Annotated in this window: 11 protein-coding genes and 2 pseudogenes; 3 read left to right on the top strand and 10 right to left on the bottom strand. The window is 75.5% G+C overall.

The window, feature by feature from the left end; all coding sequences use genetic code 11:
• Positions 1 to 83: 83 nt before the first annotated feature.
• From ACIBH3_RS09390 to ACIBH3_RS09360, 7 genes and pseudogenes are all read right to left on the bottom strand, one after another.
• Positions 84 to 1,331 carry a hypothetical protein gene (locus tag ACIBH3_RS09390; protein ID WP_396311327.1) on the bottom strand — a complete coding sequence of 416 codons (1,248 nt, stop codon included), beginning with the start codon at positions 1,329 to 1,331 and terminating at the stop codon, positions 84 to 86.
• A 204-nt stretch (positions 1,332 to 1,535) separates the two neighbouring features.
• Positions 1,536 to 2,513 carry an NAD(P)H-quinone oxidoreductase gene (locus tag ACIBH3_RS09385; RefSeq protein ID WP_396311326.1) on the bottom strand — a complete coding sequence of 326 codons (978 nt, stop codon included), beginning with the start codon at positions 2,511 to 2,513 and terminating at the stop codon, positions 1,536 to 1,538.
• Between the two features lie 197 nt (positions 2,514 to 2,710).
• Complete coding sequence (locus ACIBH3_RS09380) at positions 2,711 to 4,027, bottom strand: molybdopterin molybdotransferase MoeA (RefSeq protein WP_396311325.1); 1,317 nt, start codon at positions 4,025 to 4,027, stop codon at positions 2,711 to 2,713.
• Complete coding sequence (locus ACIBH3_RS09375) at positions 4,024 to 4,287, bottom strand: DUF6457 domain-containing protein (RefSeq protein ID WP_396311324.1); 264 nt, start codon at positions 4,285 to 4,287, stop codon at positions 4,024 to 4,026. The genes ACIBH3_RS09380 and ACIBH3_RS09375 overlap by 4 nt, the downstream gene beginning before the upstream one ends.
• A gap of 150 nt (positions 4,288 to 4,437) precedes the next feature.
• Positions 4,438 to 5,061, bottom strand: a pseudogene (locus ACIBH3_RS09370) (molybdenum cofactor guanylyltransferase); the annotation flags it as partial.
• 91 nt (positions 5,062 to 5,152) lie between these two features.
• The gene (locus ACIBH3_RS09365; protein ID WP_396311323.1) at positions 5,153 to 6,088 is read right to left on the bottom strand and encodes an MBL fold metallo-hydrolase; all 936 of its coding nucleotides are present in this window, start codon (positions 6,086 to 6,088) and stop codon (positions 5,153 to 5,155) included.
• 223 nt (positions 6,089 to 6,311) lie between these two features.
• Positions 6,312 to 6,947 (bottom strand): FMN-dependent NADH-azoreductase, encoded by a 636-nt coding sequence (locus ACIBH3_RS09360; RefSeq protein WP_396311322.1) that lies wholly within the window; start codon positions 6,945 to 6,947, stop codon positions 6,312 to 6,314.
• Positions 6,948 to 7,053: 106 nt separating this feature from the next.
• Here ACIBH3_RS09360 and ACIBH3_RS09355 point away from each other — a divergent pair, with 106 nt between their 5' ends.
• Complete coding sequence (locus tag ACIBH3_RS09355; RefSeq protein ID WP_396311321.1) at positions 7,054 to 7,446, top strand: winged helix-turn-helix transcriptional regulator; 393 nt, start codon at positions 7,054 to 7,056, stop codon at positions 7,444 to 7,446.
• Positions 7,447 to 7,588: 142 nt separating this feature from the next.
• On the opposite strand, the gene ACIBH3_RS09350 is transcribed toward ACIBH3_RS09355, so the two are convergent.
• Positions 7,589 to 8,350, bottom strand: coding sequence for a polyprenol monophosphomannose synthase (locus tag ACIBH3_RS09350; protein WP_396311320.1), 762 nt, complete (start codon positions 8,348 to 8,350; stop codon positions 7,589 to 7,591).
• A 324-nt stretch (positions 8,351 to 8,674) separates the two neighbouring features.
• On the opposite strand from ACIBH3_RS09350, the gene manA reads away from it, so the two are divergent.
• On the top strand, positions 8,675 to 9,874 hold the full coding sequence (manA, locus tag ACIBH3_RS09345; RefSeq protein WP_396311319.1) for a mannose-6-phosphate isomerase, class I: 1,200 nt from the start codon (positions 8,675 to 8,677) through the stop codon (positions 9,872 to 9,874).
• Between the two features lie 37 nt (positions 9,875 to 9,911).
• On the opposite strand, the gene ACIBH3_RS09340 is transcribed toward manA, so the two are convergent.
• Positions 9,912 to 10,961: a saccharopine dehydrogenase family protein gene (locus tag ACIBH3_RS09340; RefSeq protein WP_396311318.1), complete on the bottom strand. Its 1,050-nt coding sequence runs from the start codon at positions 10,959 to 10,961 to the stop codon at positions 9,912 to 9,914.
• Positions 10,962 to 11,064: 103 nt separating this feature from the next.
• Here ACIBH3_RS09340 and ACIBH3_RS09335 point away from each other — a divergent pair, with 103 nt between their 5' ends.
• Positions 11,065 to 12,045: a helix-turn-helix domain-containing protein gene (locus ACIBH3_RS09335; protein WP_396311317.1), complete on the top strand. Its 981-nt coding sequence runs from the start codon at positions 11,065 to 11,067 to the stop codon at positions 12,043 to 12,045.
• A gap of 127 nt (positions 12,046 to 12,172) precedes the next feature.
• On the opposite strand, the pseudogene ACIBH3_RS09330 reads toward ACIBH3_RS09335, so the two are convergent.
• Positions 12,173 to 12,528: pseudogene (locus ACIBH3_RS09330) on the bottom strand (MarR family transcriptional regulator); the annotation flags it as partial.

Raw genomic sequence — 12,528 nt, 5'->3', positions numbered from 1 at the left:
GACAGGGTGTGGCTCACCGTACGCGGCCACCGGACCGCGGGGAGTACCGGCGGCGCCGGCGCGACTCGGCGGAGCGGGCCGGGTCAGCCCCGGCGCATCCGCAGGCCGATCAGGCCGACGCCGCAGCCGATCAGGGCCAGGCCCGCGCCGAGCGGCAGCTGCAGCGTCGACGCGTCCCGCCAGTGCGTGGGGATCGCCACCGGCGAGGGGACGGCGGCGAGCTGGTCGGGCCCGGCCTGGTCCTGGGTGGCCGGCCCGGCCGCGTCCAGGCCCGGCTCCGCGTCCGGTGCGGACCCGGCCGGACCGCGCGGCGCGCGGGCGGGGGCCCCGAGGTCGAGCCGGCCGCCCGTGGCGGGCCGCTCGGGAGCCAGCGCGGCCCGGTGCCGGCGCACCAGGACGGGCCCTTCCCGGACCACGCCGTCGCGGACGGGGTCGTCACGGACGACACTCTCCCTGGCCGTGCTCTCCCTGTCCGTACCCTCCCGGACCGGGAGCTGCCAGGCCGACCTGTCCCAGAGCGCGGCGCTCCAGGCCGCGTTCTCCCACAGCGGGCTCTCCCACGCCGGGCCCACGTCCTTCGACATCGGCAGCTGAGCAGGCCGGACGGACTGGACGGGCTTCGCCGGCTGGGCCAGCGGTGCGGGGCGCGGCACAGGGGCGGGCGCGGGCGAGCGGCCGTCCTGGTGCTGGGCCGGCCCGGAGAGCGGGCGGGCCCCGGGGGCGGACGGCAGCTCCACGGGGGCGGGCGGCGGGGACGGCGCTCCCGACGGCGCCGCCGAGGGCGCGGGGGCCGGGGCGGGCGCGGGGGCGGGCAGCGGTTCGGCGGAGGGCGGCGCCACGGCCTCGGGCACCGGAGCCGACTCCTCGGCCGGCTCCGCCTCGGCCGCGCCTGCGGGCTCCTCGATCGGCGCGGCGAGCAGCGGCGGCTCGTCCACGGCGACGGCTTCGGCTACAGCTTCGGCACCGGCGTCCGGGCCCGGCAGCGGCCCAAGGCCATCGGGAGCGGCCTCGGCCGCCCCGGCCTGGGCGGCCGGCACGGGCCAGGCCGCCCGCGCGCTGCCCACCTCGGGCTGGTCACCGGACGCGGCGAGGGCCGGGCCCGCCAGCAGCAGCGGCAGGGCGAACCCGGCGGCGGCCACGGCGATCCGGCCACGGCGCCCCACCCGGGCGGCCGTAGGGGCGGCACCCGCAGCGCCGCCGGACGTACGGGCGGCAGCGGAGATGGGGGCGCGGCGCGGGACGAGGGCGTCGCCGAGGGAGCAGGCGGGAGCCCCGCCGGGCGGCGGCGCGGGGAGTGGGAGCGCGGAGAACGCGTTCGAAGATGCAGTCACGGACGGAGGTCCTTCCGACGGCCGACCACGCGTTTCTGGCGTGGTCGGCGGCGGGACAGCTCCGCACCAGCGTCACACAATCCGATATTCCGGGCATTTCGAAAGAGCGGTCGGACCACCCCCGAACACCCCCACGGACTCTCCTCGATACCCGCCCATACCCGCGCGCCCTCCGCACAGGGGCAGCGCTCACACCCGCAGCACTCACACCCGCAGCACCACCTTGCCCACGTGCGCCCCCGACTCCACCAGCCGGTGCGCGGCCGCGGCCTGCGCGAGCGGCAGCACCTCGTGCACCACCGGCCGCACCACCCCGGACTCGACCAGCGGCCAGACGTGCTCGCGCACCGCCGCCACGATCGCCGCCTTCTCCGCCAGCGGACGCCCCCGCAGGTTGGTGGCGGCCACGGCCGCCCGCTTGCGCAGCAGCACGCCCAGGTTCAACTCGGCCTTCACCCCGCCCTGCAGACCGATGATCACCAGCCGCCCGTTCACCGCCAGCGAGTCGACGTTCCGCTCCAGGTACTTCGCACCCATAATGTCGAGCACGACGTCCACGCCCGCGCCGTCCGTGGCCTTGCCGACGGCCTCCGCGAAGTCCTGCTCCCGGTAGTTGATGCCGACGTCCGCGCCCAGCTCGGCGCAGCGCGCCAGCTTCTCCGCGCTGCCCGCCGTGACCAGCACCCGGGCGCCGACCGCCTTGGCCAGCTGGATCGCCATGGTCCCGATCCCGCTCGCCCCGCCGTGCAGCAGCACCGTCTCCGCGGGCCGCAGGTGCGCCACCATGAAGAGGTTCGACCAGACCGTCGCCGTCACCTCCGGCAGCGCGGCGGCCTGCTCCAGGTTCAGCCCGCGGGGCACCGGCAGCAGCTGCCCGGCGGGCACCGCCACCCGCTCCGCGTACCCGCCACCGGACAGCAGCGCGCACACCTCGTCGCCGATGCCCCACCCGGCGACGCCCTGGCCGAGCGCGACGATCCGCCCCGAGCACTCCAGCCCCGGGTACGGCGGCGTGCCCGGCGGCGGGTCGTACAGGCCCTGGCGCTGCAACAGGTCGGCGCGGTTGACGGCGGTCGCCGCGACCTCGACCAGGACCTCGCCGGCGGCTGGGACCGGATCGGGGACATCGGCCCAAACGAGTGCCTCGGGGCCGCCGGGATGGGGAATCGTGATGGCTCGCATGGCCGCCACGCTACGCCCGCCCGGACACCCGGCCCGGCACCGACGTCCGGTCAATACCCGCTCCCCGGGCGCCGCTTCGCTCCCCTGCCGGCGGGCAGGACGCCTGCCACCGCGCCCGCGGCACACGCCCGGGTGACCCGGCAGTCTGACCCGGCCGCAGGCCCGGCGGCCCGCCGCGAGCCGCCGGGCCCGGTCGCTCACGGTACGGCCAGCAGCTCCACGCAGACCCCGGCCCGGACGCCACCGGGCGGTACCACCGCGAACGCCTCCGCCAGCGCGAGGCCGCGCAGCATCGCGGGGCCGTCGAAGGCCAGCGGCAGGGCGCCCCGCGCGGTGCGCAGGACGGGCAGCAGCCTGGTGTCGCGCGGGTGGCCGGGCAGGTCGGCGGCGGCCGGTGTGGTGCACGGCTCCGCGGCGGCACGGCCGGCCAGGCGGTGCAGCAGCGGCAGGGCGAGGGTGACGGTACCCGCGACGGCGGCCAGCGGATTGCCGGGCAGCCCCACCAGGTGGCGGCCGTCGGCGAGCTCCGCGAGCAGCATCGGGTGCCCGGGGCGAACGGCCACACCGTCCACCAGCAGCCGGGCGCCGGCCGCCTCCAGCGCGCGGTGCAGGAAGTCCACCGGCCCGGCGGCGGTGGCTCCGGTGGTGACGACCACGTCGGCGGGCGAGCGGCGGATCGCGTCCCGCAGCAGCCCGAAGTCGTCCCGGACCGAGCGCCGGGCGATCACCTCACAGCCGGCCGCGCGCAGCCAGGGCTGGAGCAGCGGGCCGAGCGCGTCGCGGACCAGCCCGGGCTCCGGCAGGCCGGAGTCCAGCAGTTCGTCGCCGAGCACCAGCAGCTCGACGGTGGGCCGGCGACGGACGGTCAGCCGGTCGTGGCCGCAGGCGGCGGCCAGGCCGAGCACCGCCGGGCCGACCACGGTGCCGGCCGGGAGCAGCTGCTCGCCGCGGCGGCACTCCTGGCCGCGGGGGCGCACGTCCTGGCCCGGCGCCAGGCCGCCCGAGGTGCCCTCGCGCAGCAGCGGGCCGTCGAGGACGCCGTGCTCGCGGCGCAGTACGGCGGTGGCGCCGGGCGGGAGCTGGGCGCCGGTGGCGATCTCGACGGCCGCGCCGTCGGCCAGCGGCCGGGCGGGTGCGCCGGCCAGCAGCCGGCCGGCCGGGCGCCAGGGGCCGGGGCCCGCGACGGCCCAGCCGTCCATCGCGGAGGTGTCGAAAGCGGGGAGGTCGGTGAGCGCGGCGAGCGGCTCGGCGAGGGTGTGGCCGAGCGCGTCGGCGAGGTCGAGTTCGAGGGTGGGCAGCGTGCGCCGGCCCGCCGCCAGAGCCACCTCGCGGGCCCCGGGCCAGGGCAGCTCGCCGGCCGGGCCCGGCCGCACGGCCCGGCCCTGAGCCGACCCGGCGGCCGGCGTGGGGACGGCGGCCGGCGTCGGCGCGGTTACGGGGGCGGGTACGGGGGCCGGCGCGGGGGCGTGGGCGGAGCGCGGGGTGGCCCGGCTCGGCCGGGTGCCGGCGGTCATGCCCGCTCCGGTGGTGCCTCGCCGGTGCGGCGCTCGGCCAGCTCGGCCACCCGCTTGTTGGCCTGGGCGACGGCCGCGGCGCCCCCGCCCTGCTGGGCGGCGGCGTACCCGACCAGGAAGGCGGTCAGCGGCGCCGCCGGTCTCGCGACCTGGTGGGCGACCACCCTGGTCATGTCCAGCAGCCCGGGCACGTCGACATCGAGCTCGATGCCGAGTTCGGCACTGACCTCGGCGATCCAGTCATTCAGCGTGCGCTCCATAGCCCCATGCTGCCTGATCAACGGCGTGCCGGGGGCCTTCCGGCGATGACCGTCCGGGGTCGCTTCGCTCACGCGGGGCCGCGCCCCACGGTGAGGTCCGGCCCCCGGCCGGTCTCACCAGGTGGTACGTCCGGCGCCGGACGATTCCGCCCGGTCGCGCTCGCGGGCCTGGGCGAGCTCCTCCCAGGTGTCGCAGTCGTAGGTGACGCCCTCGGTGTCCGCCAGGCGCACCGTCCGCAGCCCGCCGGTGAGGCGGCGCAGCGGTTGCCCGGCCGGGTCGCCCAGCTCGGCGAGCGCGCGGCGCAGCGCGGCGGTGCGGTAGGCGGCGGCGAGCGGCTGGTCCCGGCCGGCGGCGTCCACCAGCAGCACGGCCTCGGGGCCCTCGCCCCCGCCCTCCCCCGCGCTCTCGTCCTCCCCCGCCGCCGGGTCCGGCTCGTCCAGGGCGCCGATCAGCCTGCGTACGGTCCGCTCGTCGAGGAAGGGCAGGTCCGCGGCGAGCAGCAGCACCGTCCCGGCCGTCACATACGCCAGCCCGGCGGCGACGGCCGCCACCGGACCGCCACCCGGCGGCTGCTCCCTGGTCCAGCGCGGTGCGCCGCCCGAGGTCGGCCGGACGGGCCCGACCACCACGGTGGTGCGGGCGCCCGCGCAGGCCGCCAGAACCCGGTCGAGCAGGGTCGACTCACCCACCGTGAGGCCCGGCTTGTCGGCCCCGCCGAGCCGGCGGGCCGCGCCACCGGCCGGCACGATCGCGTCGTACTGCGTCGCCGTCATGCCGTCAGTATCCGCCCACGTGGGGCGTCACCGGGGCCGCCGGCCGGAACCCCCCTCGGGCCCGTTCAGGCACGCCGTTCAGGCACACCGCTCAGAACGCCTCGTCCGGCCCCGACACCTGCCCCGTCGACTGCTCCGCCGCGCGCTCGCGCGCCACCCGCTCGACGTTGGCGGCGGCGCTGAGCCGCAGGAAGGCCGGCAGCGTCAGCTCCCCGTAGCGCTCTCCCATCGCCGCGATCAGCGCGTCGACGTCCGCGGGGTACTCGCGCAGCCAGGCGTCGAAGTCCTGGAGGTACTCCCCGGTGAAGGCGAGCACCCGCAGCGCGGCGTCGTCCTGGTCGGGCGCGCGGTGCCCGGCGATGATCCGCTCCGCGCCGAGGTCGGCGATCCGCCCCAGGTTGCGGGTCCACTCCACCCGCTCCTCGGGCGTGGTGTCGGCCGTCCAGACATGGGTGCCGTTGTAGACGAAGTCCCCGGCGATCACCGTCCGGCTGCCGGGGATGTGCACCACGGTCGAGCCGGCGCAGTCGGCCTGGCCGAGCAGCAGGACGGGGATCAGCTGGCGGTCCACCATCAGCGGTTGCGGCAGCAGCTGGGCCGGCACCAGCGGGTGGTCCGGGATGTCGTCCCCGTACACCGGCTTCCACTGGGCGACCTTGGCCGCCGCCGTACGCATGATCCCCTCCACCACCGGCGGCGCGGCCAGCAGCTGCGCCTGCGGGAAGAGCCGCAGCACCTCCTCCGCGCCGAAGTAGTGGTCGGGGTGGTGGTGGGTGATGACGATGGCCAGCAGCCGGCGGTTCTTGCCGGCCACCCACTCGGCGAGCTCGCGCCCCGCGCTGCGGGTCAGCTGGGCGTCGACCAGGATCGCCGAGCGCTCGCCGAGGATCAGGGTCGAGGTCGCGAAGAAGGCCGACTCCGGGCCGGTGAAGACGTCGATCTCCAGCGGGCGCACCGGTGGCGCCCCCGCGCTGTGGCCCACCTGCTCGGCCGCTCCGGAGCTGTCCTCGGGTGGGGACGTGGTCACTTCGGCTCCCTGGTCGGCGGTCGGCTCCCGGCTGCGCCGGGTCGGGTCGGGCCGGCCCGCCGTGTCCGCTCCAGCATGGAAGCTCCGGCCGCCGATCGCCGGGTGGACGCGCCCGGCTCGCCCGCAGGGGTGACGGCCCCCCGACCGTCCCGCGTCCCCACGTTCCAGGGTTACGTCCGTACCGCGTGTCCCGCCGGTCCCGCTGGTCCCGGCCCTTGCCCGCTCAGACCGCGAGCGCCTTGGCCTTCTGCTCGGCGTCCTGGAGCGCCTTGGCCTTGGACGCCTTGGCGGTCTCGACGAACTCCGCCAGGGCCGGGTTCACCGAGGCCAGGGTGAACTCCGGGACGATGAAGTCGACGTCCAGGCCGAGCATCCCGGTGAGCACCTTCTCCAGGTAGGTGGTCACGAACTCGAAGCTCTCACGCGGGGTGCCGGGCCCGTACGAGCCGCCGCGGGAGGAGACCACGGTGACGGGCGTGCCGGCGGCCGAGGGGGCGTCGCCCGCGGTGCGGCCCATCAGGATCACGTGGTCGAGCCACGCCTTGAGGCTGGAGGGGATCGTGAAGTTGTACATCGGGGCGCCGATGACGACCGCGTCGGCCTGCTCCAGCTCGGTGAACAGCTGCTCGCGCAGGGCCAGCGCGGCGGCCTGCTCGGGGCTGCGCTGGTCGGCGGGTACGAAGGCGGCACTGATACCGGCGGCGTCCAGGTGCGGCAGCGGCTCGGCGGCGAGGTCACGGTGGATCACGGTGCCGTCGGGGTGCTGGGCCTGCCAGGCGGCACGGAAGGCGGCGGAGACCTCCCGGGAGACGGAGCTCTCGGCGAACGGGGACGAGTCGATGTGCAGCAGCACGGGCATGACGGTACCTCCAGGAGATTAGTTGCTGCGGAATCCTGCGCAGCTGTCATTACGGTAGCAGCTTACTTTTCTGCAGTCACTAGCGGAGTGACGGTAGGCTGTAGGAATGGCGCAGCAGGAGGCACCCCAGGAAGTCCTCACCCACACACCCGCGGCCTGCACCGGCGCCGGCGTGGCCCTGACGCGGGTGTTCATGCTGCTCGGCAAGCGCTGGACGGGCCTGGTCATCGCCGTCCTCAGCCACAACCCCGCGTACTTCTCCGAACTGCGCCGGGCCATCCCCGGCATCAGCGAGCGGATGCTCTCCGACCGGCTCACCGAACTGGCCGAGGCCGGGATCGTGCTGCGCCAGGTCGACGAGGGCCCGCCGCTGCGGGTCAGCTACCGGCTCACCGAGGCCGGCGCGGCGCTCGGACCCGCCCTGGCGGAGCTCTCCAAGTGGGCCGAGGAACACCTCCCGGCCGCCGCCCTGATCCCCGGCAAGCCCTGCGGGCCCTGAGGTCTGAGGTCTGAGGCCACCCGGCCGGGCTCGGCTCCAGCCGGCCGGGCGGACCGGGCGGACATACGAAAGCAGCACCCGGCGCCTGGGATCAGGCGGGTCCGGGTGCTGCTCTGGAAGCCGTTACGGGGAGGGCGACCGGCTACTTCTTCTTGCCGGTCAGCCGCTCGAACCGGGCGCCGAGACCCCAGGCGGTGACCCGCCAGAGAGCCTCCACCACGATGCTGCGGCTCATCTTGGAGGCGCCGAGTTCACGCTCGACGAAGGTGATCGGCACCTCGGCGACCTTGAAGCCGGCCTTGACCGTGCGCCACGCCAGGTCGACCTGGAAGCAGTACCCGGCCGAGGCGACCTGGTCCATGCCCAGACCGAGCAGCGTCTCCTTGCGGAACGCGCGGTAGCCGCCGGTGACGTCCTTGATCGGCACGTCCAGCATCAGCCGCGAGTACAGCGAACCGCCGCGCGAGAGCAGCAGCCGCGACTTCGGCCAGTTGACCACCTCGCCGCCGGGCACCCAGCGCGAACCGAGCACCAGGTCGGCGCCGCGCAGCGCGGTGAGCAGGCGGGGCAGGTCCTCGGGGCGGTGCGAGCCGTCCGCGTCCATCTCCACCAGCACGTCGAAGCCGTGGTCGATGCCCCAGCGGAAGCCCGCGAGGTACGCGGCGCCCAGGCCCTCCTTGCCCTTGCGGTGCAGCACCTGCACGTGCGGGTCGTCGGCGGCCAGCTTGTCGGCGATGTCACCGGTGCCGTCGGGGCTGTTGTCGTCCGCCACCAGTACGTGGACCTCGGGCACCGCTGCCCGAACCCGTCCGACGATCAGCCCGACGTTCTCGGCCTCGTTGAACGTGGGAATGATCACCAGCACCTTGCCGAGATCAGCAAAAGTCTGCTGGGTCGCGGTCACGTGCAAACCTTCCGGACAGTGGCGCACGGGAGACGTCGCCGCGGCCCGCACCGGGAAGGACGCGGAGCCTCGCCAACGGCCCGCGGGCAGTGGGAAAGAACTGAGAAACGGCATCCTATACCGCACTCCTCGGACAGCCGGGCCCAGGCCCGGCACCCCGGGGACCCTCGAACACACGGTTGCCCGGCCGTACAGTACGTCGGATAGGGTCGAGACGCAGCCTCTGCCAGGATCGCCCGCGCACGCACAGGGGTCCGAACACCCCGGCGATCCGGCGCCCACGGCACTGCCACGTCACTGCAGCCAGCGAGTAGGACCGCGTCCATGGACAGGCTCGTCAACACCGTCCGCCCGTATGCCTGGGGGTCGGTCACCGCGATCCCCGAGCTGCTCGGGCAGCAGCCCACCGGGCAGCCGCAGGCCGAGCTGTGGATGGGCGCCCACCCCGGCGCCCCCTCCCGGGTGGACCGCGGCGACGGGCCCCGCCCGCTCGACGAGCTGATCGCCGCCGACCCGCAGGGCGAACTCGGCGCGGCCGCCGTCGCCGGCTTCGGGCCCGGCCTGCCGTTCCTGTTCAAGGTCCTGGCGGCCGGGATCCCGCTCTCCATCCAGGCCCACCCGACGCTCGCCCAGGCCCGCGCCGGGTTCGCCGACGAGCAGGCCAGGGGCATCCCGCTGGACGCACCCGAGCGCAACTACCGCGACGCGAACCACAAGCCCGAACTGATCTGCGCGCTCGACGCGTTCGACGGCCTCTGCGGCTTCCGTCACCCCACCGACGCCGCCGACCTGATCGCCGGACTGCGGGTACCGGCGCTCGACCCGGTGATCGCGATCCTGCGCGGCCGCCCCGAGGGCGAGGCCCTGCGCGAGGCGCTCGCCGCCATCCTCTCGATGGACGGGGCGACCACCGCCGCCGTCGTCGGCGAGGTAGCCGAGGCCGTCGTACGCGCCGCCGAGACCGACCCCGCCGGCCCGTACGCCGCCTACACCCGGATCACCCGCACCTTCCCCGGGGACATCGGCCTGATCGCCGGGATGCTGCTCAACCACATCCGGCTCCAGCCGGGCGAGGCGCTCTACCTCGGCGCCGGTGTGCCGCACGGCTACCTCTACGGCACCGCCGTGGAGATCATGGCCAACTCCGACAACGTGCTGCGCGCCGGGCTCACCCCCAAGCACATCGACGTCCCCGAGCTGCTCAGGATCGTCGAGTTCGAGGCCGCCGCACCGGACGTCCTGCGCCCCGTCCCGGTCGCCGACAACCCCGGCGAGGGGCTCTACCCCGTCCCGATCGACGAGTTCCGGCTCTCCCGCTTCGACCTGGGCACCGAGCCCCGGCGGATCGACGGCCGCGCGCCGCAGATCCTGCTCTGCACGGCCGGCACCGCCCGCCTCACCGCCGCCGACGGCAGCACGGTCGACCTCGCCCGCGGGGAGTCGGCCTTCCTCCCGGCCACCGGCAAGGACACCGAGCTGGCCGGACCGGGCGCCACCCTCTTCCGCGCCACCGTCACGCTCTGAGCCCCGGCCGCGCCCGTCCGGGCGGACGGCGCCGCGGCTACTGACGCAGTTCCAGCGAGATGTGCGGGGACAGCGCGCGGAGGAAGTCGGGCGCGTCGAAGATCTCGCCGGCGAAGGCGACACCGACCGTCTTCGTCCCGCCCGCGAGGATGCGGGAGGCCGCTTCCACCACGAGCGGCGCGGTGACGGCGTAGATGTCCCGGCCCCTCGCCACGGCACGCCGTTCGGCGCCGCCGCGGCGCACGACGACATCGACGAGGAAGGTCTGTGCGGACCGCCCGTGCTCGTCGACCGCGGTCGGCGCCGGGGTGTCCGGGGCCGACAGGTCCCTGGCGGCCTCGGTCGTCATATAGGTGCGCACCTCGGGGACGGCCAGGTGGCTGGGGAGGGTCACGACGTCGGCCATCGTGAACTCCCCGATGACGGACCGGGTGCCCACCGGATCGGGGAAGGCCCACTCCAGCGTGGGCGGGGCGTCGTCGCGGTACTCCAGCTGCCCGTTCGTGTAGAGCACGCGCCTACCGCCCCGCCGCTCCCGGGAGATCCGGCCCGCGGCGCGGGTCCCTTCCGTGGGGTGCCAGCTGTTCAGCCCGTACGCGACGTGTGCCTCGTCGGCCGCGGTCCAGTCGCCCATCGCCGCGGTGGCCAACAGGTCGCCGAGGCCGCCGTAGAAGGCCATCGCGGGGACGATCAGCACTCCCGCGGCGCGGGCGCGGTCCGCGAAGTGCGCGAACGTGTCGAGGTTGGCCTCGACCTCGGCCGCCACGTCCAGGTACGGGATCCCGGCGCGCAGGGCCGCCTCGATCACGGGGGCGGCGGTCGTGGCGAACGGCCCGGCGCAGTTGATCACTGCGGCCGCACCGGCCAGCGCACGGTCGAGCGAGGCCGGATCGTCGACCGACGCAGGCCGGACCTCCGCCGCAGGCCGGGTCTCGGATCCGGGCTCGGCCGCGGCCATCGCCCGCAGCTTGTCGCCGTCGCGGCCGGAGAGCACCGGGACGAACCCGCGCTCGCGCAGCTGCGCCACCACGAACCGCCCGGTGTGCCCGTACGCGCCGAACACCACCACCGTGTGCGCCGATCCCATGGCTTCTCCCCCTCATGTTCGAATGATCCGCTGCGGACATCCTGTCGCCGGCGGGCACGTCACCGTGAGTGTCCGGAACGCCATGGTGCGTACAATTCCGGACATGGGCACTGTCGCACTGGCCGTCACGGACGGGATGCTGCACTTCGAACTGTCCGTGGCGTACGAGGTCTTCGGCGACGCCCCGGCCGCCGTCGCGGTCCCCTGGTACGACCTCGCCGTCTGCGGACCGCAAGCCGTGCGGGTCGGCCGGTTCCGACTGGAGCCCGACCTCGGGCTCGACCGGCTCCGGCACGCCGACACCGTGATCGTCCCCGCCTGGGCCGACGTCGACGAGGACCCGCCGGCCGAGCTGGTCGACGCGGTGCGCGCGGCCCACCAGGCGGGTGCGCGCGTGGCCTCCCTCTGCACGGGCGCGTTCGTCCTGGCCGCAGCCGGCCTGCTGGACGGCAGGCGCGCGACCACGCACTGGGCGCACACCGACGCGCTGGCCGCCCGCTACCCCCGGGTGGAGGTCGACCCGGACGTGCTCTACGTCGACAACGGCAGCGTGCTCACCTCCGCGGGCAAGGCCGCCGCGCTGGACCTGTGCCTGCACCTCGTCCGCCTCGACCACGGCTCGTCGATCGCCAACGCCGTCGCCCGCCGCCTGGTCGTCCCGCCGCTCCGGGCCGGCGGCCAGGCCCAGTTCCTCACCACCCCGGTGCCCGCCCAGGACGACCACCCGCTCGCCGCACTGCTCCCCTGGGTGATCCAACGCCTCGACCGGCCGCTGACCGTGGAGGACCTGGCACGCCGGGCACGGATGAGCTCACGCAACCTCGGCCGCCACTTCAGGACGGCGACCGGCACCACGCCACTGCAATGGCTGCTCACCCAACGGATCCGCCGCGCCCAGGAGTTGCTGGAGAACACCGACCTCAGCGTCGACGCCATCGCGGCGGCCACCGGCATGGGCACCGCCACCACACTGCGCCGGCACTTCAACCGGACCGTCGGCGTACCCCCGGACACCTACCGCCGCGCCTTCCGCGCACGCCCCCGCGCCGACCCGGACGACAGCGGGCAACCCCGGCCGCACTGAGATCCGGGCCCTGCGGCGGCCCGGATGCGTGAGGGGCCACAGGTGGCCCCCGGTGACCCGCGAGGCTCGCAACGCCAGGCACCTGCGCCGCGGTGCCATCGATCGCCGTGACCATCGAGGCGCCCGGCTATCCGCGATCCGAACCCGGCGTGGCAGGGCCACGCGAGGTCGTTTCGGGCTTCGTGTGGAGAATCTCGCGGGCCTGCTCCGCGGCGCGGGTGATGCTCTCGGAGACGAAGTCGAGGAAGCGGGCGATGTTCTCCAGGCGGGCGGCGGCCGGGGTGTCGGGGCCGAGGACGGCGACGCCCTGCCGTGCGGTCTCGACGAGCTGGGCGGTGGCACGGGCGCTGGCGATCATCGACTGGTACCAGACATCGTCGTCGACCACGTAGCGCTCGCGGCGGCGTTCGTCCTGTTCCCGGCGGACGAGGCCCTGGCTCTCCAGGAACGTGATCGCCTTGGAGACGGACGCCGGGCTGACCT

The sequence above is a fragment of the Kitasatospora sp. NPDC050543 genome (assembly GCF_044457565.1).
GTDB lineage: Bacteria > Actinomycetota > Actinomycetes > Streptomycetales > Streptomycetaceae > Kitasatospora.
Note: the sequence above shows the minus strand (reverse complement) of the source record. Positions and strands in the feature narration are given on the sequence as shown.

What these genes read in the sequence shown, in the direction of transcription:
- ACIBH3_RS09385 (WP_396311326.1), bottom strand. Translation starts at nt 2,513, where the DNA reads ATGCGAGCCATCACGATTCCCCATCCCGGCGGCCCCGAGGCACTCGTT.
- ACIBH3_RS09380 (WP_396311325.1), bottom strand. Translation starts at nt 4,027, where the DNA reads ATGACCGCCGGCACCCGGCCGAGCCGGGCCACCCCGCGCTCCGCCCAC.
- ACIBH3_RS09375 (WP_396311324.1), bottom strand. Translation starts at nt 4,287, where the DNA reads ATGGAGCGCACGCTGAATGACTGGATCGCCGAGGTCAGTGCCGAACTC.
- ACIBH3_RS09360 (WP_396311322.1), bottom strand. Translation starts at nt 6,947, where the DNA reads ATGCCCGTGCTGCTGCACATCGACTCGTCCCCGTTCGCCGAGAGCTCC.
- ACIBH3_RS09355 (WP_396311321.1), top strand. Translation starts at nt 7,054, where the DNA reads ATGGCGCAGCAGGAGGCACCCCAGGAAGTCCTCACCCACACACCCGCG.
- manA (WP_396311319.1), top strand. Translation starts at nt 8,675, where the DNA reads ATGGACAGGCTCGTCAACACCGTCCGCCCGTATGCCTGGGGGTCGGTC.
- ACIBH3_RS09340 (WP_396311318.1), bottom strand. Translation starts at nt 10,961, where the DNA reads ATGGGATCGGCGCACACGGTGGTGGTGTTCGGCGCGTACGGGCACACC.
- ACIBH3_RS09335 (WP_396311317.1), top strand. Translation starts at nt 11,065, where the DNA reads ATGGGCACTGTCGCACTGGCCGTCACGGACGGGATGCTGCACTTCGAA.